Source organism: Massilia sp. UYP34, from assembly GCF_056279385.1.
Genome location: NZ_JBWBRF010000002.1, coordinates 382513 through 403066, shown reverse-complemented (window position 1 = coordinate 403066; position 20554 = coordinate 382513). Strand labels below are relative to the sequence as shown.

General features: G+C 67.8%; 16 protein-coding genes. All 16 read right to left on the bottom strand.

The genetic code is table 11. The features are described from left to right. Positions 1 to 232: 232 nt before the first annotated feature. Positions 233 to 3061, bottom strand: a complete 2829-nt coding sequence (locus tag ACZ9AQ_RS05165) for a TonB-dependent receptor (protein WP_429202261.1) — start codon at positions 3059 to 3061, stop codon at positions 233 to 235. A gap of 121 nt (positions 3062 to 3182) precedes the next feature. After that, on the bottom strand, positions 3183 to 4145 hold the full coding sequence (locus ACZ9AQ_RS05160; RefSeq protein WP_429202263.1) for a carbohydrate kinase family protein: 963 nt from the start codon (positions 4143 to 4145) through the stop codon (positions 3183 to 3185). After that, a complete protein-coding gene (locus tag ACZ9AQ_RS05155; RefSeq protein ID WP_429202265.1) occupies positions 4142 to 5260 on the bottom strand; it encodes an ABC transporter ATP-binding protein in 1119 nt (372 codons plus the stop codon). Before ACZ9AQ_RS05155 ends, ACZ9AQ_RS05160 begins: the two co-directional genes overlap by 4 nt. A gap of 13 nt (positions 5261 to 5273) precedes the next feature. Further along, entirely contained in the window at positions 5274 to 7664 is a 2391-nt protein-coding gene (locus ACZ9AQ_RS05150; protein ID WP_429202267.1) for a GH32 C-terminal domain-containing protein, read from the bottom strand. Positions 7665 to 7725: 61 nt separating this feature from the next. Next, the gene (locus tag ACZ9AQ_RS05145) at positions 7726 to 8703 is read right to left on the bottom strand and encodes a family 43 glycosylhydrolase (protein ID WP_429202269.1); all 978 of its coding nucleotides are present in this window, start codon (positions 8701 to 8703) and stop codon (positions 7726 to 7728) included. A 28-nt stretch (positions 8704 to 8731) separates the two neighbouring features. Next, positions 8732 to 9616 (bottom strand): carbohydrate ABC transporter permease, encoded by an 885-nt coding sequence (locus tag ACZ9AQ_RS05140; protein WP_429202271.1) that lies wholly within the window; start codon positions 9614 to 9616, stop codon positions 8732 to 8734. After that, positions 9616 to 10683, bottom strand: coding sequence for a carbohydrate ABC transporter permease (locus ACZ9AQ_RS05135; protein WP_429202273.1), 1068 nt, complete (start codon positions 10681 to 10683; stop codon positions 9616 to 9618). The genes ACZ9AQ_RS05140 and ACZ9AQ_RS05135 overlap by 1 nt, the downstream gene beginning before the upstream one ends. After that, entirely contained in the window at positions 10680 to 11963 is a 1284-nt protein-coding gene (locus ACZ9AQ_RS05130; RefSeq protein WP_429202275.1) for a sugar ABC transporter substrate-binding protein, read from the bottom strand. The genes ACZ9AQ_RS05135 and ACZ9AQ_RS05130 overlap by 4 nt, the downstream gene beginning before the upstream one ends. Next, a complete protein-coding gene (locus tag ACZ9AQ_RS05125) occupies positions 11960 to 12985 on the bottom strand; it encodes a LacI family DNA-binding transcriptional regulator (RefSeq protein WP_429202277.1) in 1026 nt (341 codons plus the stop codon). The genes ACZ9AQ_RS05130 and ACZ9AQ_RS05125 overlap by 4 nt, the downstream gene beginning before the upstream one ends. A 220-nt stretch (positions 12986 to 13205) precedes the next feature. Continuing rightward, complete coding sequence (locus ACZ9AQ_RS05120) at positions 13206 to 13532, bottom strand: tripartite tricarboxylate transporter TctB family protein (protein ID WP_429202279.1); 327 nt, start codon at positions 13530 to 13532, stop codon at positions 13206 to 13208. Between the two features lie 22 nt (positions 13533 to 13554). Beyond that, a complete protein-coding gene (locus ACZ9AQ_RS05115; protein WP_429202280.1) occupies positions 13555 to 15027 on the bottom strand; it encodes an aldehyde dehydrogenase family protein in 1473 nt (490 codons plus the stop codon). Positions 15028 to 15059: 32 nt separating this feature from the next. Beyond that, on the bottom strand, positions 15060 to 16841 hold the full coding sequence (locus ACZ9AQ_RS05110; protein ID WP_429202281.1) for a thiamine pyrophosphate-binding protein: 1782 nt from the start codon (positions 16839 to 16841) through the stop codon (positions 15060 to 15062). Between the two features lie 44 nt (positions 16842 to 16885). Continuing rightward, on the bottom strand, positions 16886 to 17863 hold the full coding sequence (locus tag ACZ9AQ_RS05105) for a Bug family tripartite tricarboxylate transporter substrate binding protein (protein ID WP_429202283.1): 978 nt from the start codon (positions 17861 to 17863) through the stop codon (positions 16886 to 16888). 35 nt (positions 17864 to 17898) lie between these two features. Next, on the bottom strand, positions 17899 to 18963 hold the full coding sequence (locus ACZ9AQ_RS05100) for a porin (protein WP_429202284.1): 1065 nt from the start codon (positions 18961 to 18963) through the stop codon (positions 17899 to 17901). A 190-nt stretch (positions 18964 to 19153) separates the two neighbouring features. Next, positions 19154 to 19804 (bottom strand): maleylacetoacetate isomerase, encoded by a 651-nt coding sequence (gene maiA, locus ACZ9AQ_RS05095; RefSeq protein WP_429202286.1) that lies wholly within the window; start codon positions 19802 to 19804, stop codon positions 19154 to 19156. Positions 19805 to 19827: 23 nt separating this feature from the next. Beyond that, complete coding sequence (locus ACZ9AQ_RS05090) at positions 19828 to 20529, bottom strand: fumarylacetoacetate hydrolase family protein (protein WP_429202287.1); 702 nt, start codon at positions 20527 to 20529, stop codon at positions 19828 to 19830. Positions 20530 to 20554 lie beyond the last annotated feature (25 nt).

Below are 20554 nucleotides of genomic sequence, written 5' to 3'. Positions count from 1 at the left end.
GCGCATAACAGTAATGGTACCGCAATCATACCAGCGTGGACGGCGGATTGATTCCGCCACAGGAGCGTGACACTGGCCAGCGCCCAGGCCCGACTACTGCAGACGCAGAGCGCACCAAGGCGCTGCAGCGAGAAGTGCGCGCGCTGCGCAAGGCCGGTCTGCAACGCGTCTGCCCGAATCTTGCTTGAGGCGGGTTTTCGTCCCGCCTCTTCTCGCAAGCGTTGGGACTGCGTCAGAACCGGTACGTCAGACTCGCACGAATGGTGCGCCCGAACAGCGGCCGTGCCACGCCACGATTGCGCGTGCCGTCCGGCGACAACAGGTCGTTGAACAGTGGATCGCCTTCGGTGAAGGTCAGCGAATCGCGCAGGTTGGCCACGTGCACCTGTGCCATCAGGCGCGGCGTGACCTCGTACTGCGCGCCCAGGTTGATGATGCTGTACGACGGCAGCAGGGTGACGTTGGTATCGGTCGCTTCGGAGAAGCGGTCGCCCGTGTACTGGTACTGCCCATAAATCGTCAGAGGCAGGCCAGTGGCGGCGCGCAGGTCGTACGATGGCGTGAAGTTGGCCATGAACTTGGCCAGGCGCCGCGGACGGCGCCCATCCTCGCTCACCTGTACGTAGTGGTAACCCGTGATCACGCCGTCGGGCGTCTTGTCTTCTTGCGTGAGGGTATAGTTGGCTCCTTCGATCTTGGGCTGCTGGACCAGGAAGTTCCCTTTCAGCTCCAGGCCGTCGATGAAGCGCGGCCGGTAGGTCAGCTCGACTTCGGCGCCGACATTCTCGACCCCGCGCTTGTACAGCTGCGCCACCTCGGGGCAGGAATTGATCTGAGTGACGCCGCCAATCGCCGAACACTGGCTCGATTCGATATCGCGGTAGATATTGACCGCGCTGCGTGGCGAGAACTTGTTGTAGAACACCGCGATCGAGGTGCCGAACTCGCGCGTCATGTAGCGCACGCCGCCTTCATACTGGCGAATGCGCTCGACCGCGTCGATGTCGACCGCTTCGCCATTGGCGCTGATGGTGCCGGCGGCGCTCAGGTCGACCAGGTCGCCCACGCTCGGCAGGCGGAACGAGCTCGAGGCCAGCGCATAGACCGACAGCGGCCGGCTGATGCTGTAGTTGGCGCCGATCGACCAGCCGACCGCGTCGAACTTCTTCTTCAGCGTGCGCGCGGTGGACGGGAAGAATACCTCGTTGTCGGCCGTCGTATCGGCGGTCGAGCCGACCACGACACCGGCCGGGGTCAGGTCGACCGCCGTCTCCCGGTTGCGGCGCACCACATTCGCGTCCAGGCTCTGGTAGCGCACGCCGGCATCGATCCGCAGGCGTTTATTCATTGTCTCCCAATGGTCGAGCAGGTAGACCGCCCGGCCGTCGCCCTTGAAGTCGGCCAGGTGGCCGTTCCAGCCCGGCAGGATCGCGCCGCCCAGCGTCAGCGATGGCCCGACCTGCTGGCCGTTGGCGTCCACCGCGATCAGGTCGGCCAGGCGGCTGCGTGCGGCGCTCTCTCCCACCAGCAGGCCGGTCTGGAAGTTGACGTCGTAGGTGTAGCGGCTGCCGTAGACACCGAAGGTCACGTCGTGGGTGCCGGCGGCCTGGAAGGTCTTTTGCGCCTGCAGGTCCAGCACATTGCTGCTGGCATCCATCTTGGCGATGTACGGGATCAGGAAGTTCAGGTAAGCGTCGCCCGCGACCGCCGAGCCGTCGTTGGTCCAGCGCCCCTGCACGCCGCTCGCCTTGCCATAATTGCGGATGAAGTCTTCGCGGCTGATATTGGCGAAGGCCGAGCAGGCGCCGCTGGCGGGGACATTGAAGTAGCCGCGCAGCTTGGCGTTGTCGAGGTTGCAGTTCAGGGCCGCGCCATGGGCCGGCGAAATCACGTCGTTCTGGTAGCGCGCATTGAGGAAGTTGCTGGCGCCGGCCGTGTCGTTGCCGGTGAAGACGGCGTTGAAGCCGCTGCCGCCACCGGTGTGGCGCAGGTTGGCCGACAGCTTGAGCCCCGAGTCCAATACATGGGTCGCCTTGGCGCTGAACATCCGGAAGTTCGGGTGCAGGCCGTCGGCCTGGTCGATCTCGCGGCTGCCGTACTCGCCCAGCATCGTGAAGCGGCGGTTGTAGGGCGAGGCCGTGGTGCCGTTACCGAAGTCGATCCCGAGCGGCTGGATCGAATCGTTGTTCAGCACCGTCGGGTTGGCCGGCGTGCCGCTCTGGGTAAAGCGCGGCACCGAGATCGGCAGGTTCTGGTAGAAGGCGGTGCGGTCGTTCAGGTAGTGGCCGTCCAGGCGCAGCGTGGTGCGTTTGTTGTCGCTGGTGAAAATCAGGTTGCCGCGTACCTGGCCGCCCTGGTCGGCCGTGTAGCCGGTGTCGCGGATGCCGTCGCTGCGGCGGTAGAAGCCGCCGATGGCGCCGGTCAGGTTGTCGTTGATCGGGCCCGAGACGAAGGCGTCGTGGCGCCAGAAACCGTAGTCGGCGTACTCGATCTTGTAGCCCGCTTCCAGGCTCTTGCCGCCGGTGCGGGTAATGTGGTTGACGGTGGCGCCCAGGCCGTTCGAATACAAGATGCCGCCGGGGCCGCCCTTGACCGCCTCGACCGCTTCGGTCATCAGGTCGTCGCGCACCAGCACGTCGTTGTTCATGAACGGCACTTCCGGCTCTTCATAGGCCGGCAGGCCGTCGATCAGCTGCGGTGAGAAGCGAAAGCCACCCGCTACCGGCAGGCCGCGCACCGTGATGTTGTTGCCCGCCTCGCCGGCCGTGCTGCCCTCGGCATAGATGCCCGGCAGGTTGCCGAGCAGGTCGGCGGTGCTGATCGGCGCCAGGCGCTGCATTTCTTCCGCGCTGATCGTGTTGATCGAGAAGGTCGCGTTCTTCTTGCTGGTGGTCTGGGTGACGCCGGTGACGATGACGACGGCGGTGCCGTCTTCGGCCTGGGACTGGGCTTCGGCCGCGGCGGCGCTCGCGGCTTGCTGCTGGGCGAAGGCCAGTGCCGGCATCAGGCCGATGACCAGGGCGGCCGAGCGGCCGATATAGGATGAAATCGAGTAAGGCATTGAGAGTGTCTCCTGAGATAGATTTTATATTCGACTTGTATGTTCAAGAACTTGTGCCGTGCTCGCGACGACTAACAGGTGTCCATCGTTGTCATGAGCGACCGCAGCACGCCGGACACCACTAGAGCGCACCAGGCGCCGCCGGTCCGGCGCCTGGCATGACTTCGTTCAGATACGGCAGCTCGGCGCCCTGGCGCGAACAGGTGATGGCGGCGGCGCGCGCCGCGAACGCCAGCGCCGCGCGCAGTTCGTCGGCGCCGATGTCCTGTACCGCCTGGCGGGTGAGGCGCCCGGCGCGCTGCAGGCAGGCCAGCAGGCCGGCCTGGAAGGTGTCGCCGGCGCCGACGGTATCGACCACCGTCACCGGCACGGCCGGCAGCGTGAAGGCCGGCAACGCGCGGGTCGCCGCCACCACGCCCTGCTCGCCGCGGGTGACCACCACCAGCGCCACGCCGGCCTCCAGCGCACGGTCCACGAAATCCTTCACCGCCAGGCCCGGATACAGGGCGTGGATGTCTTCTTCGCTCACCTTGAGTACATCGGCGCGTTCCTGCATCCAGCGCAGGACCTCGCGCCAGCGGTCGACGCGCGGCTCGATCGTCAGCCGCACATTGGGGTCGTACACGATCAGGCTGCGGCCACGCTGGCGTTCGACCAGCGCGCGCAGGGTCGAGGCGACCGGCTCCACCACCATGCAGTAGGAGCCGACGTGGATCGCCTGCGCATCGTGCGCGACGCGCGCGAGGTCGGCCGGATGCACCATGCGCTCGGCGGTCTCGTTGCCGTAGAACGCATAGTGCGGCAAGCCGCGCTCGTCGACGCTGACCATGACTAGGGCCGAGGCGGCATCGGGACGCGGCGCGGCGTCAAGATCGACCCCCTCGGCCTGCAAGGCAGCGTACAGTTTGCGGCCGAACATGTCCTGCGACAGGCCGCCGAAAAACTGCGCGCGCGCTTCCAGACGCGCCAGGCCAATGGCCAGGTTGAAGGGCGAACCGCCCTGGCGCGCGGACAGCTCGATGCCGGCCGCCACCTCGTGCTGCGCGAACACATCGAATAAAGCCTCGCCACATACGACAATCATGCAACCTCCGAATGACCATTGAAACCGTTGAGTTGGATGGCGCCTGGCGCCTGTGCCTCGATGCGCGCGCCGTCGGAGCCGAATACGTGCAGCGCACCCGGCAATGGACGCACCGCCCAGGCGCTGCCGACGGCGGGCGGCGCATCCTTGCTTGAGACCACCAGCGGTTTGGAGAGGCCGGCCACTTCGAGGTGCACATGCGACTCGGAACCGAGACGCTCGACCAGCACCACCACGCCGCGCAGCGGGCCGCTTGGATCGGGCGCCAGGTGTTCCGGGCGGATGCCGGCGGTGACCGCCTGGCCGGCGGCCTCGAGCTGGGTCCAATCGAGCGCCACCGCGCCCAGCGCCAGGCGGCCGGCGGCGTCGAGCGCGGCCTCGACCAGGTTCATCTTCGGCATGCCGATGAAGCCGGCGACGAAGACATTGGCCGGCCGTTCGTACAAGGCCATCGGCGCGCCGATCTGCTGCACCCCGGATGGCCCCAGCACCACGATGCGGTCGGCCAGGGTCATGGCCTCGACCTGGTCGTGGGTGACATACACCATGGTGGCGCCGAGCTGCTTGTGCAGGCGGGCGATCTCGACCCGCATATCGGCGCGCAGTGCCGCGTCCAGGTTCGACAGCGGTTCATCGAACAGGAAGGCGCGCGGTTTGCGCACAATGGCGCGGCCGATCGCCACGCGCTGGCGCTGGCCGCCCGACAGTTGCGGCGGGCGGCGCTCCAGCAGATGCTCGAGCTGGAGCATGCGCGCCACTTCCTGCACCGCCAGCTTGATCTCGGCCTTCGGCACCCGCGCCAGGCGCAGGCCGAAGGCGATGTTCTCGAACACGCTCATGTGGGCATACAGCGCGTAGTTCTGAAACACCATCGACAGGCCGCGCCGCGCCGGTGGCGTTTCGTTGACCCGTTCGCCGTCGATGCGGATCTCGCCGGCGCTGATCTCTTCCAGCCCCGCGATCATGCGCAGCACGGTCGACTTGCCGCAGCCCGATGGACCGACCAGCACGACGAATTCGCCGTCGCCGATCGTGAAATCGATGTTTTCGAGAATGTGCTTGCTGCTCTTGCCGGGGTAGGCCTTGCCGACGCCGGCCAGCGTAATGGATGCCATTGACGTTCCTTGATTAACGGGCTGCACCGGCCGGCTGCGCGGGGGCGACCGGCTTGCCGTTCGACGCCCCCATGCGCCATACCCTGAGTTTAACGATGCGGTCGCCCGGCATCGCGTTCAAGGCCAGGCCGGTCGCATCCAATCGGCTCGGATAGACCCGGCTGGTCAGGCTCTTGCGGTCGTTCAGGTAGGCCTCGACCATCGAACGGTCGAGGAAGACGCGCAGGCGCAGGTGCTCGCCGCGCGCATCGAAGGCGCCGCCCTGCACGCCGCGCGAGCGGGCGTCCGGGTCGAGCGTGGTGTGGGTGCGGTCGATCTCGAAGCGCCTGTTGGCCGGATCGATCACCAGCGTCGTGCGCTCGGCATTGTCCGGTGTCTTGCGCAGGACCAGGCCACGTGGCACCTTGCTGCCCGGGGTCGGGATGAGTTCCAGCTCGACCTCGAGCAGGTCGCCCTTGACGCTTGCCAGGCGGGCCGCCGCGGTCGCAGCGCTCACGTCGCTCAGGTCGAGCAGCAGTTCCTGGCGCAGGCTGGCCAGTTCGGCGATCGGCGCCAGGCGCAGGTCGCCGTCGGCGCCGATACCCAAGGCGATCGGCAGGCCGGCATTGTGGGCCCAGCCGCTGTCCCATTCCTGCTGCGCTGTGCGCTGGCCCTGGGCGATCGAGAACACGATGCTGCGCCCGGTCTTGGGATCGACGAAGCCGCTTGGGCCCGAGAAGTGGCCTTCGCCCAGGTCGAACACGCGCGGCGCCTCGCTGTCGGGAATGAAGCGCGCGCTGGCGGCGTCGAACACGCCGGTCCAGTAATAGGCTTGCGCTTTCACGTCGATCAGGAAGGCGTGGCGCGGCCGGCCGTCCTTGCCCTTCCCGATCGGCAGCAGCAAGGGCAGCTCCCAGGTACGGTCGAAGGCCGGGTACTTGACCGGGTCGATCGTAAACAGCGGCCCGCGCGCCTTCCAGTTCATCAGGTCGGTCGATTCATAGACCAGGGCCGTGCCGCTGCGGCCCGGCTCGCGCGAGGCGACCAACTGGAACCAGCGGTCGCCCTGCTCGTCCCTGAACACGAACGGGTCGCGGAAATCGCCCTTGCGGCCGTAGCCTTCCTCTTGCACGGTCACCGGCACTGGATGCTTTTCCCACTGCAGCAGTTCGGGGTCATTCAAGTCCTTGGGCCAGGCCACGCCGCTGCGCTCGCGCACCGGCGCCGAGTCGTTACCGGCGGTGAAGAACAGCATCGGCGTACCGTCTTTCTTGTACGTCGCGCTGCCGGACCAGATGCCATCCGGCGCCAGCGTATCGTCTTCCGGCGCCAGGGCCATCGGCAGCTCGCGCCAGTGCACCATGTCCGGGCTGACCCAGTGGCCCCAATGGATCTGGTGCCAGAACGGGCCGAACGGATTCTTCTGGAAAAACAGGTGGTACTGGCCCTGGTAGAGGAACGGCGCATGCGGCTCGTTCATCCAGCCGAAATCGGGCATCGCGTGGTACTGCGGGCGATGGCGGTCGCCGTCGAACACGGCGGCGTCGATCGTGAGGTCGGCGCGCGCCAGTCGTGGCGCCTTGCCGCCACGCGCGGCAAGGTCGGCGCGCATGGCGGCCGCGATGCGCGCCGCGTCGCGCGCGCCGGACTCAATGCGCACCTCATCCATCAGGCCGAGGAAGGTATTCATCTCGAACACCTCCGCCACCTTGCGCGGCTCGGAGTGGCGACCGATCGTCAGGCCGCGCGCCGGCACCGTGAAGGCGCCGTCCCTGCGTGCGGCGCCGCTTGCCACCATTTCGCCATTGAGAAACAGCTTGACGCGCCGGGTGTGCGGGTCGAAGCTGGCCGCCACGTGCGACCAGCGGTCTTTCAGCAACTTGCGGTCGTTCACACGCAGGTCGTACTCATGGGCGCCGAAACCAAGTTTGATGCCCCAGGCGCCGAAGCGGTACATGCCGAAGGAAAAGCCGGACCTGGCCTGTTCGTCATACTGGCTCAGGAAGCCCGAATACTGGCCGCCATCCCCCCACTCGAAGGCATGCGGCGCGACCCAGGCGCTGATGGTCCAGCCGGCAGCCAACTGCTGCGCCGACAGGCCAGGCGCCTCGATATCGGTCGAGTAGCCGTCGAACAGCAGGCAGCCGCCCTTGATGCAGGCGCTCGCCGCGCGCCATTCCGGGTCGGAGTTCGGCTTGTAGCGGGCTTCATTGAACACGAAGCTCACCGGATCTCGGCGCTTGGACACCGCTTCGAGCGTGTCGCGGCCTCGGCCCTCGTCCAGGCTCCAAGCCGCCAGCGCTGGGCCAGGCGTGACGGGTGCCGCGCCGACGGCGGCTGAGGCTGCGGCTGCGGCTGCGGCTGCGGCTGCGGGCAGGAATGAGGCCAGCAGCAGCGCCAGGCCAGTTTGCAGGGATGGTTTCACCAGGTCTCCTTGATCGTTTTGAATGGCCGCTCGCCGGCGGCCTAATTCTTGTCTATCGTTGTCATTCCTGGCTGGACGAATCGTCCAGCAGGTAGCGTCCATCCTCCAGGCGCAGCGGGATCGGATCGCCGATCTGGCCGACGAACTTGCCGTCTGCACCGGTATCGAGGAAAGCCATCAGGCAGTCCTTGCCGGTCAGCGGATCGCGCAGGATCTTGCCGGCGTAGCGCCTGCATGGCACATCGCCATCGAGGAAACCTTCGGCCGGCGTCCACGGTCCCAGCGGGTGATCCGCCACCAGGTAATGGGTCCCGGACACGCCGCCGCCGTGACCGGCGCGCTGTGCTTCGGACCAGTGTTCGCGTACATTGCAGAAGGTGCAGAACCAGCGGCCGTCGCGTTCGAACACCTGCGGCACTTCGAGCTGGCCGTAGTGGCCGCCCGCGTACACCGGCGCGGTCGCTTCCCAGTTCACCAGGTCGGTCGAGACGGCGTGGCCGATCACACCGCGCTCGAACTTCTCACCGTCCTTGCGGCGCGCGGTGAAGAACATGTGGTAGGCGCCATCGATCTTCTCGGGCAGCACCCATGGATCGCGCAGCGCGCGGTCGTGCCAGCTGCCCTCGGCGAATTCTTCGTAATAGCGCTCGTCGAGATCGAGCGCCAGGCCGTCGCCGACCCGGGTCCATGGGCCGTGAATGCTGTTCGAGGTGGCGTGGCCGATGCGCTGGCGCATGCCGTTCTCGCTGCGGCTGGTGCCGGTATAGAACAGGTGGTAGCAACCTTCGGCGCGGATCACCGACCCGGTCCAGGTGGTGAAGTCGTCCCAGGCCGGGCTGGCGGACGGCTGGAACACGGCGCCGCGATAATCCCAGTTGCGCAGGTCGCGCGAGACGGCGTGGCCGACCGACACGTTCCAATGGCGCAGGTCGGGGTTGCCGATGGCGCGGTCGGCCTGCAGCATGAACAGATGCTGCTCGCCATCCTCGTCGAAATGCCAGAAGTCCCAGATGAATTTGTCGTCGATGCTCAGTGTCATTGTGGTTAGCGAGAGTGAAAGTGAGGCCTTAGCCCTTGATGCCGGAACCCGCCACCGAGGCGACGAACTGGCGTTGGAATGCGAGGAATACCGCCAGCACCGGCAGGGTCACCACCGACGCGTAGGCCATGATCTGTCCCCAGGAATTGGCGCGTCCAAAGAATTGCTGGATGCCCGGCTGCACCGGACGCGCGGCCTCGCCCTGCACCACCATGATCGGCCACAGGTACTGGTTCCAGGCGGCGATGAACAGCACGATGGCGGCAGTGGCGATCACCGGCCCGCTATTGGGCAGGATGATCCGGAAGAACAGGGCCCAGGGACCGGCGCCGTCCATCTTGGCCGCTTCGTCGAGTTCGGGCGGGATATCGCGGAAAAACTGATAGAACAGGAACACGCAGAAGGCATTGGCCAGGAAGGGAATGATCTGCACGTGCAGGCTGTTGAACCAGCCCATCTGCCAGGTCAGCACGCCGGCCTCGACACCCGGCCACGGCAGCCGCGCGACCAGCGACAGCAGCGGGATGGCGATCACCTCGAACGGGATCACCATCATCGCCACGACCACCGACAGCACCGCGCCACGGCCGCGCCAGCGCATGCGGCTGAGCGAAAAGGCGAGCATGCTGTTGACCAGGATGCCGCCTACCACCACCAGCGCCGCGATGATGGTCGAGTTGAGCAGGAACAGCGGCAGGTTGCTGCGCTCAAAGATGGCGGCGTAGTTGGCCAGCGACCAGCCGGCGTCGGGCACATAGCTGGTCCAGCTGGCGAGGTTGGCGAAGATGGCGTCGTCGTGCTTGAACGAGGCGGCGAACATGAACAGCAAGGGGGTCGCGAACACGACGCCGAGCGCGCACATGGCCAATAGCATGGGCAGGCGCAACAGCATTCGGCGAATCAGATCAGTCATTATTTCGCTCCTTTCGCCAGCAGCGCGCGCTGCAGCAGCGACACCAGCAGCACGATGCCGAAGAACACGACGGTGATGGTCGAGCCGTAGCCGATGTCCTGCTGCCTGAAGCCGCTGCGCACCGCGTGGTAGACCACGGTGGTGGTCGAATCGAGCGGCCCGCCCGAGGTCATCACGTCGACCTGCGTGAACAGGCCGAAGGCCATCAACATCGTCGACACCAGCACGAACACGATGGTGTTGCGCAGGCCCGGCAGGGTGACGTGGATGAAGCGCTGCCAGGCATTGGCGCCCATCAGCGTGGCCGCCTCGTACAGCTCCGACGAGATCGACTGCAGCCCGGCCAGGAACACCAGCATCTGGAAACCGGCGCCCTGCCAGGCCGACATGATGGCGATCGCCAGCAGCGCGTGGCTGCTCTCGCCCAGCCAATCGGGACCGGCGTCGGGATTGCCGGTCAGCGTGCGCAGCAACTCGTTGATCAGGCCGCGGTCGGTATTGAGCATGAACGACCACACGATCGAGGCCACCACCATCGACGTGACCACCGGCGCGAAATACACGGTGCGAAAGAAGATGCGGCCGCGCATGCGTTGGTTAACCAGCAGCGCCAGCCCGAGCGCCACGCCGCACTGCAGCGGCAGCACCAGCAGCGCGAACAGGAAGGTGTTGATCAGTGAGCGGTAGAACAGCGGATCGGTGGCCGCCAGCACCACCCGGCGCTCGCCGAGCTCGAATTGCCAGGCCGGCCGGTAGCCGGCCAATCCGGGCTGGGCCTGGCGCACCTGGCGCCAGGTGGGATAGCGCAAACCCTCTTCATCGCGCTGCACGTCGCCCGCGGCATCGCGCAGCGGCGCCACCGTCGTTACCTGCAATGCCAGCAGCCGCGTGTAGTTGTCGAGCCCCACATAGCGGGTGGGCTCGGGCGACACCAGCCGGTGGTTGGTGAAGGTGGCGGCTGCCGCCAGCAGAAGCGGCAGCAGCACGAACACGCCGAACAGGATCAATGCCGGCCCGGCAAAGCCGCTCACCGCCAGCGGGTGGTCGCGCCCAAGAATCGTCTTCATTTGCTGGCCGCCTCTCGTGCGTGGATGTTGCGATAGCCGTTGTTGCGGGCGATGTCGTACTCGATCGCTTCGACCGCCTCGTCCATCGCTTCATCGGGGTCCTTGCCGCCGCGCAGATCGGACATGGCTTTCTCGAAGGCCGCCGAGATCGCGGGATAGGCCGGCGTGGCCGGGCGCGGGACCGCGTAGCGGGCCGCGAAGTCGAAATAGATGCGGCCCTCGCCGCCCGGGCGATAGCGCTCGGTGAGCGCCGCTGCCTGCACAGTGACCGGAATCAGGCCGGTGGCGCGCGACATGGCGGCCATCTCGTGCGCTGACAGCACGTGGGCCAGGAAGGCGGCCGCGCCTTCCGGATGCCGGCAATTGCGTGCGATCGCCCACTGCCACGAGGCGGCGCCGACCCGCGGGCCTTGGCCGAAGTCGGGCGGCGGCATCACCGCCAGATCGTCGCCGAAACGCTCGGCATAGTCGCGCGCCTTCCATGATCCGGTGTACTGGATCAGCGAACGTCCCTGTTCAAAACCCTTTTCGTCGGCCGGATTGCGTTCGGCCAGGCGTTCCTTGAACAGGCGCGCGTAATAGCGCGCCACGCCCAGGGCCGGGGCGCCATTGAGCACGCCGTCCACGCGCCGGTAATCGGCGCGGTCGATCAGGTCGGCGCCGGCGCTCTGGAACCAGGGCGAGAAACCATAGCTGACCCACTCTCCCCTGGCCTTGCCATTGAGGTCGAGCGGAAAGCGGTAGCGGCCTGCGTTCTTCACTTTCGCGACGATCTCATACAGTTCCTGGGCCGTGTAGGGCTGCTCGATGGTGGCCACCCGCACGCCCTCGCGCGCCAGCGCCGAACGGCGCGCGAACAGGGCCAGCACCACGTCGAACTGGCCAACGCTGTACAGGCGCTCGTCGTAGACGCCGCGGCCGCCCGGCAGCAGCGGTGCTACCACCGCCGCCGGCAGCAGGTCGTCCAGCGGGCGGATATTGCCGGCCCAGGCGAAATTGGGCACGGCCGGCTGGTCGATCGTCATCACGCATGGCAGGTGGCCCACCAGTGAAGCGGCGGTGACCGATTCGGTATAGGAACCTTGCGGGATCGATTCGACCACCACCTTCCAGCGGTCCTGGCTGCGGTTGAAACGTTCGACCATCTGGCCGCTGGCGACCATCTCGGCGTCGCCCGTATCATGGCGCCAGGCCTTGATCTCGATCGGCGCGGCCTGTGCCTGACAGGCCAGTGCATGACAGGCCAGCGCTGCGACCAGGGGAAACAGGACCGGCTTCATCGGCGCGCGCCTTTCGCCTTCGCGGGCGCGCTCAGGGTGCCGCGCAGCACCGGGCGGCAGGCCACGCGCACCATGCCGGCATCCTGCACGCCGCCCAGGGCCTGGCGCGCCGCCAGTTCGCCGATCTCGCGGTACGGCAGCGCGACCGTGGTGAGACCGGGATCGAGCGCCTCGGAGATCAGGCGAAAATCGTCGAAGCCGACCACCGAGACGTCTTCGGGCACGCGCAGGCCGCGCCGCTGCAGGATGAAGATGACCCGCATCGCCATCTTGTCGTTACCGCACAGGATGGCGCTGGGTCGATCGGCGCCGGCAACCAGGCCGTCGATCGTGGTTTCGAGCTGGGCGAATTCGTCCTCGGCCGCGGTGGCGCCATGCAGGAGCCATTCGGTGCGCGGCGCGACCCCGTGCTCCCGCATCGCGCGCTGGAAACCCTGCATCCGCAGGCGGGTCGCGACCATGTCTCCGATCAGCTGCAGGAAGGCGATCTTGCGGTGGCCGGCCTGCAGCACTGTCGCCGCCGCCGCGTACCCGCCCGCCTCGTCGTCCGGCACCACTTGTGGATAGCGCGGCGTGGCTTCGAAGCAGTTGGCAAGCACCGTCGGCGTCTGGCCCAGCATTTCGTTGAGGGTGATCTCGCGGTGAAATGGCGTGGCGAAGATGATCGCTTCGACCCGCCGCGCGCGCATATCGGCCACCAGGCGGCTGGCGACATCGGCGCGCCCGCCGGTCTCGCCGATGATCAGCATCTTGCCCAGCTCTTCGCACACCGACTGGATGCCCTTGATGATCTCGGACGAATCGGGGGTGGTGGTGAGTTTTTCGGCGATCACGGCGACCAGCCCGGTCGGCACGCCGCGCAACATGCGCGCCGCCGCCGATGGGGCGAAGTCGAGCGCCTGCATGGCCTCTTCGATGCGGACGCGGGTCTTGGCCGACACGCTGCTCGCGTCGTTGAGTACGCGCGACACGGTCTTGATCGATACGCCTGCCTTTTCGGCGACGTCGTGGATAGTGGACAAACTGTCTCCTTGGGCCTGGGGCCTGTGCGTCGGCGCATTCCGCTCGAGGGCCCCGCCCCCGGCGAATTGTCCAACGTTGTCATTTTTAGGAATGCTATCGGCTTTCTGAACTTGGGTCAATCGGCACTTGTTGAAAATTCGATTTTGAAACACATCACTGCTGCGTTGAAGCAATAGTTTCCGCGTATCTCGTCGGGTTGGCCCGGCTCCTCGCTTCTGCTCAGCAGCTGCGACGGGCGTTCGCCGTCCAAGCTACATCGACCACGCCGGCGCCGCGCATCAGCAAATCGAACAGCAGCACCGGCACCAGCACCAGCGCCAGCTCCTTCTGGTGCAGGCGCCCGACCGGCTCGCCGCTGCCGAAGTCCGAACGCGCCACGCCGATGACGCCCACAGCGGCCAGCATCCCGCCGAGCACGATCGGGAAATAGCTCGGGCCCATGCGCGCGGCGCTGCCCGCCTCGTCATTCTCGCCAATGACGATGGCGCCGATACCGAAGCCCAGGAAGACGACGCCGACCCAGAAAATCTTCGGATGACGGATCAATGATGGCAGTGCAGCCTCCCGCTCACCCGAACTTCAGGTTGACATTCTTGGTGTAGGTGAACTCGAGCAGCTCGGCGAAGCACTCTTCGCGGCCGATCCCCGACTGCTTGACGCCGCCGAACGGCGCGCCCATGAAATGCTGGCTGGCGTTGTTCAGCCAGACGTAGCCGGTATGGATGCGGCGCGCCGCCCGGTGCGCGGTGTCCAGGTCCTGGGTCCAGATCGACCCGGTCAGTCCGAAATCGACGCCATTGACCTGGGCCCAGAGTTCCTCTTCGTCCGACCACTTGAAGACTGACAGCACCGGGCCGAACACCTCTTCCTGCGCCAGGCGCATGCCTGGCTGCATGTCGGCGAACACCGTCGCCTCGTAGAAAAAGCCATCCTTGAGCGCCGGGTCGTCGGGTTGCCGGCCGCCGCAGACCAGGCGCCCGCCGTCCTCGAGCCCCTTGGCGACATAGCCCTTGACCTTGTCGAGCTGGGCCTGGCTCACCAGCGAGCCCATGGTGGTCGCGGGATCGGTCGGGATGCCCGGCTTGTGGCGCTGCGGCAAGAGGGCCGCCACCCGCTCCAGCACTTCGTCGTGGATCGACTGGTGCAGGAACACGCGGCTGGTGGAACCGCAGCTCTGGCCCGACCACGTGAAATTCATGCCGGCGATGATGCCGTCCACCAGCTTGTCGATGCGCGCATCCGGGTAGGCCACCAGGGCGTTCTTGCCGCCCAGTTCCAGCAGCACCGGCTTGAGCGCGTCGGCCGCGCTTTTCATCACCGCGCGGCCGGTCGGGACACCGCCGATCAGCGTGACCTTGCGCACCAGGGGATGGCGGGTCATGGCGTCGCCGCACGCGCGGCCGCCGCACAGGAAGTTGACCACGCCGGGCGGGAAGATATCACCCACCAGCTCGGCCAGGCGCAGAATCGACAGCGGGGCCTGGTCGGGCGCCTTCACCACCACCGTGTTGCCGGCCGCCAGCGGCGCCGCCAGACGCGCGGCGGCGAACATCAGCGGATGGTTGTAGGCGACGATGCGCGCGATCACGCCCAGCGGCTCTTGCACCGTGTAGTTGAAGTTGCCGTCGCCCATCGGGATCGTCTCGCCCTTGACCTCGGTGGCCAGGCCCGCGAAATAGTCCAGGCAGTCGGCCGCGAAGCCGGCATCCATGGCCAGCGCGGCGACCGGATTGCCGTTGTTGAGCGCGTCGAGCAGGGCCAGCGGCTGCGCGTGTTCGCGCAGCACGGCCGCCGCGCGCCGCAGCAGGCGGCCGCGCTCCACCGGCGGCGTCGCCGCCCAGGCCGGGAAAGCCGCGTGCGCGGCCTGGGCCGCGGCGTCGACGTCGGCGCCGTCGGCCACCGGCGCCGTCGTGATGACTTCGTTGTAGCAGGGGTTGAAGGTCTCGGCCTGGCCGCCCGCCATCGGTGCGTGCCAGATACCGCCATAGAACAGGCCGCGGTGCGTCGGCAGGATGCCGTTAGGAATGTCTTTCGTGCGCATGATCGCTTTCGAATAAATGGTTTGCCCGTCGTTCAGTCGGCCCGCGTCAGTCCCGCCGTCATCGCCGGGCTGTAGCCGGTGCGCACGACGGCGTCGATCACCACCGCGGCGCCGCCCTCGACCAGGGCGATGGCGTCGGCCAGGACACGCTCGAGTTCGGCCGCATCCTCGACCGGGCCGAAGGCCGTCAGGCCCTGGGCCCGCGCCATCATGGCCAGGTCGGGCTCGGGATTGGCGATGCGCTGGCCGATCCAGCGGTTCTCCACCGGCCGGTTGCGCTGGCGCGCGACGCGCTCCTGGTGGATCTCGTCGTTGAAGAACGAACGGTTGTTCACGACGATCATCAGGAGCGGGACTTGCGCATTGGCCGCCGTCCACAGGGCGTTCACGCCCATCATGTAGTCGCCGTCGCCGATCACCGCCACCGGCAGCCGGTCGCCGCCCTTGAGCGCCAGCGCCGAGCCGATCGCCATGCCGGGGCCGGAACCGATGCCGCCGCCGCCGTCGTAGCCGAGGAAGTCGAGCGGATGATCGAAGTCCCACAGGTCGCCGCTCCAGCTCAGCGGCAGGCGCATCAGGCAGGCCTTGCGCGCGCCCACGGCGCGGCGCAGGATGCCGGCCACCATCGCCACCGTCATCGGGCCCGGCTGGATCTCGGCCGGCGCCGGCAGCGGCGCCCGCTGCGGCGCCGGCGCCTGCCGCCGCTCCACCGCGCCCAGCAGCAGCGCCACCGCCGGCTCGGGCTCGGTGGCCAGGAACACGTCGACCGGCGGCAGGCCCTGGTGGTCCATGCTCCAGCCGTTGTGGCTGTAGTGGTCGACCGAGACCTGGATGATCTGGCTGCCGACCGGCTCGTCGCCCCAGGCCTGCCTGAGCGTGCCCGCCAGGTCCAGCCAGTCGAGGCTCAGCACCACGTCGGCGCCGCGCAGCACCGCGCGCGCGGTCTCGTTCAGGAAGTGGCCGCTGGGGGCGGCGTGCAGCGGATGCGCGGTCGGGAAGGCGGCGCCGATCTTGAGGTCGGTCAGCACCTCGGCGCCCAGCAGCTCGGCCAGCTCGACGCGCTGGCGCCAGCCCTCGAGGTCGCGGCTGACCCGGCCGGCCAGGATCACCGGCCGGCGCGCGCCGGACAGCAGCCGCGCCGCCTGCGCCACCAGTTCGTCGGCCGGCCGCGCCGGCGGCGGGGCCCGGTACCGCGCCGGATCCGGCAGCGCCGGCGCCTGCGCCAGCTTCGACTCCTGCAGCGCGGCGTCGAAGCAGACGTACACCGGCCCCTGGGGCGCGGTGGTGGCGATCTGCTTTGCGCGCAGCAGCGCTTCCTGGGCGGCGCCGATCGACGCCGGCTGGGCATCCCACTTGATGAAGTGGCGCACCAGCGCGGCCTGGTCCTGGGCCGTGTGGATCCAGTCGATCCAGGGCCGGCGCTTGGCGGCGTCGACCGGGCCGGTCGCGCCCAGCACCAGCACCGGCACGCGATCGACCCAGGCGTCGAAGATCGCCATCGAGCCGTGCATCAGGCCGACGTTGCTGTGCAGGATGGCGGCCAGCGGCTTGCCGGCCACCTTGGCGTAGCCGTGGGCGATCGCCACCGCGTGTTCCTCGTGCAGGACGACGATCATCTGCGGCTTCTCGTTGCCCAGGTGGTTGACGATGCTGTCGTGCAGGCCGCGAAAGCTCGCGCCCGGGTTGAGCAGCACGTAGGGCACGTCGAGCGCGCGCAGCATGTCGGCCAGCGCGTCGCTGCACCACACGGTGCCGTCCGGCTCCGACGGGGTGGGAATGTCGCGGCGCACCGCCGGCGTAGGGGTCGTGGTCATGGTGAGTCCAGATAAAAAAGGTCGAGGTCGAAAACGGCCGGCCGTCATTCCGGCTTGATGTTGGCAGCCTGGATCACGCCGGCCCAGCGTTTCTGGTCGCTCGCGATCAGGCGGGTCAGCTCGGCCGCGCTGCTGGAACTGGCGGTGATGCCCTGCTCCGCCAGCTTGGCCTTCACGTCGGGCAGGGCCAGCACGCGGCGCAGCTCGGCATTGAGCCTGGCCACCACGGCGGGCGGTGTGCGCGCCGGCGCGACCATGCCGATCCAGATGTCGCTCTCATAACCGGGCACCGTTTCGGCGATCGCCGGCACGTCGTCCAGCAGCGCCAGGCGCTCCTTGCCGGTCGAGCCCAGCGCGCGCAGCCTGCCGCTGCGGATCAGGGGCAAGGCCGAATTGAGCGGGCAGAACATCACGTCGACCAGGCCGGCCAGCACGTCGACCAGCGCCGGCGACGAGCCCTTGTAGGGCACCTGCAGCAGGTCGGTGCCGGTCATCGACTGGAACACCTCGGCCGCCATGTGCTGCGGGCTGCCCGAGCCGGCCGAGGCATAGGTCAGCTTGCCGGGGGCGGCCCTGGCCTGGGCGACCAGTTCGGCCACCGATTTCGCCGTGACCTTGGACGAGACCACCAGCACCATCGGCACCTGGCCGAGCAGCGAGATGCCCTCCAGGTCCTTGAGCACGTTGAAAGGCAGCTTGGGATAGAGGACGGGATTGACCGCCACCGTCTGGTTGGGGGCGATGCCGAGCGTGTAGCCGTCCGGCGCCGACTTGGCGAGATGGTCGGTGGCGATATTGCCGGCCGCGCCGGGACGGTTCTCGACGATCACGGGCTGGCCGAAGGTCTCGCTCATCCTGGCGGCCAGGATGCGGGCCAGCACGTCGTTCGAGCCGCCCGGCGGCAGCGGAACGATGATGCGGATCGGCTTGTTCGGGTAGTTGTCCTGGGCCAGCGCCGGCGCCGCGGGCAAGGCGGCGATGGTGCAGGCGGCGACGGCGAATTGGCGGCGGTTCATGGTCATGCTTGTCTCCTGTCGAAGTGAGCAGCACTGCGCGCTCAGAAGCGGTGGCGGATGCCGACGATCGCGCCGCCCTGGTTGTCGCCCGGGTTGACGGCGCCGCCCATGCCAAGCATCGCCGCGTCCTGGTTCTTCATGAACGCGACCTCGCTGTACAGGTCGGTGCGCTTGGACAAGGCATAGCTGGCCATCAGGGTCAGCATGGTGGACTTGTTGGCGCTGCCGTCGGGATCGTTGAAGTACAGGCCGCCGCTGAAGGTCCAGGGGCTGGGGCCGGCGTGCACCGCGCCGACCCAGTACAGGTCGGTGTCGCGGCGCAGCGCCGGCGTCTCGGCGCGCTGGCGCTGGTAGGACGCGAACAGCTTGAGCCGCGCGACGGTGTAGAAGGCGCCCGCCGTCATGCGCTCGAGGGTATTGTGCTGGGTGCCGACCGAGGCGCCGTTCTGGCGGTCGTACAGCAGCCCGAACTGCAGCGGACCGATCGCCTGGCTCGCATGCACGCCCATCTGGCGGCCGACCCGCGACGCGCCCGCCACCTCGCTGCCGCCCGCGATCAGGCTGTCGTAGCCGACGCTGTACTGGGCGCCGACGTTCAGGCCGCCGAACTTGCCGAGGTACTTGACCGCGTTGTCGACGCGCCCGGCATACATCAGGTCGAACACCACGGCCGAATAGCGGGTCGCCGTGACCGGATCGTACTGCACGCCGTAGTCGTACACCACGCTGGCCTGGCGGCCCAGCTGCAGTTCGCCCAGGGTCTTGTGGTTCAGGCCCACGTAGGCATGGCGGCCGAACAGGCGGCCGCCCTGGCTCAGGCTGCCGGTGTCGATGGCGATCCCGCTTTCGAGCGCGAACACGGCGGACAGGCCGCCACCCAGGTCCTCGCGCCCGCGCAGGCCAAAGCGCGAGCTCTGGGCGCTGCCCGACTGCACGCGGACGATGTCGTCGGTGGGCGAGCCCACCCCGCCGGTGCGGACCTTGTTGACGTATTCGACGCCGGCATCCACGAGGCCGTAGAGCTGGACGTTGGTCTGGGCATGGGCCGTCGTCGACAGGGCGAGGACGGCGCTTGCGAGGGCGATACTGGTTCGTGCCAGGTGCATATTGTCTCCATTGATGTTTTGTTGTTGACTTCTTTTGGGGTGCAACTTGCCCTGCCGGCATCCAGGTGGCGTCGGCATGGGGTCTTACCAGGGCAATGGCAGTGCTACCTGACGGGCATGGCCCCTCAGGACGTCGGTCGGTGGATCTGGTGGCGCATCGGGCTCCTTGTCCGGGTTGAAAGGATGCGGGTCATTCCGCGTCCGGCTGGCGCGCCGGGTGGGCGGCGCCGAACGCCGGCAGGCTGTCGCAGCGTTCGACGATCGCGCCGGCCAGCGGGAACGCGGACAGGTCGGCGCCGAAGCGTTGGGCGTTGAACATCTGCGGCACCAGGAACACGTCGGCCATCCCGGGCGTATCGCCATGGCAGAATGGACTGGCCCGCTGGCGCCGCGCCAGCATGGCCTCCACCGCGGCCAGGCCGTTCTCGCACCAGTGGCGCGCCCAGCGGGCCTTGCGCTCCTCGTCCAGGCCCATCGGCCCGGTCAGGTACTTGAGCACGCGCAGATTGTTCAGCGGGTGGGTTTCGCAGGCGATGGTCGCGCACAAGGCGCGCACCCAGGCCCGCTCGGCCGGCGCCGCCGGCAGCAGGGCCGGCGCCGGATGCGTCTCTTCCAGCCATTCGATGATGGCGCTCGACTGCAGCAGGTGGATGCCGTCGGCCTCGAGCACCGGCACCACGGCGTCAGGACTCATCGCGCGGAAGCCGGCGCCGAACTGCTCGCCGCCGTCGCGGTTCAGGTGCACCGGCGCGTAGCGGTAGTTCAGCCCCTTGAGGTTCAGGGCGATGCGCACGCGGTACGACGACGAGCTGCGAAAGTAATTGTGGAGTACGTAGGCCATCGGTTCGTCCCTGTCGTGCGGGGTCAGCAAATCCGGACGCGGATCTCGCCGAGTCCCTCGACGCTGCCCGTCATCAGGTCGCCCGCCACGACCGCGCCGACGCCTTCCGGCGTGCCGGTGAAGATCAGGTCGCCCGGCTGCAGCTCGAAGTAGCGCGACAGGTAGGCGATGGTCTCGTTGACGTTCCAGATCAGCTTCGTGATGTCGCTGTGCTGGCGCTTTTCGCCGTTGACGTCGACCCGGATGGCGCCTTTGGCGATCTCGCCGGTCGCGGCGATCGGATGGATCGGGCCGATCGGCGCCGACTGGTCGTAGGCCTTGCCCAGCTCCCAGGGACGGCCGGCCTTGCGCAGGTCCATCTGCAGGTCGCGCCGGGTCATGTCGAGGCCGACGGCATAGCCGAAGATGTGGGCCGCCGCCTGGTCTTCGGCGATGTCGCGGCCAGCCTTGCCGATCGCCACCACCAGTTCGATCTCATGGTGCAGGTTGGCGGTCTGCGACGGATAGGGAATGGCCACCGTCTCGCCCGGCGCCACCGGCACGACGGCGTCGGCCGGCTTGCAGAAGAAGAATGGCGCCTCGCGGCCGGAAAAACCCATCTCCTGGGCGTGCTCCACGTAGTTGCGGCCGACGCAGTAGATGCGGCGCACCGGGAAGGCAGTGGCGGCGCCGGCCACCGGGACGGCGGCGATGGGCGCGGGAGGGAAGGCGTAAGCTGTGGTCATGGTGGTTCCTGGTCGGTCGTCGGTT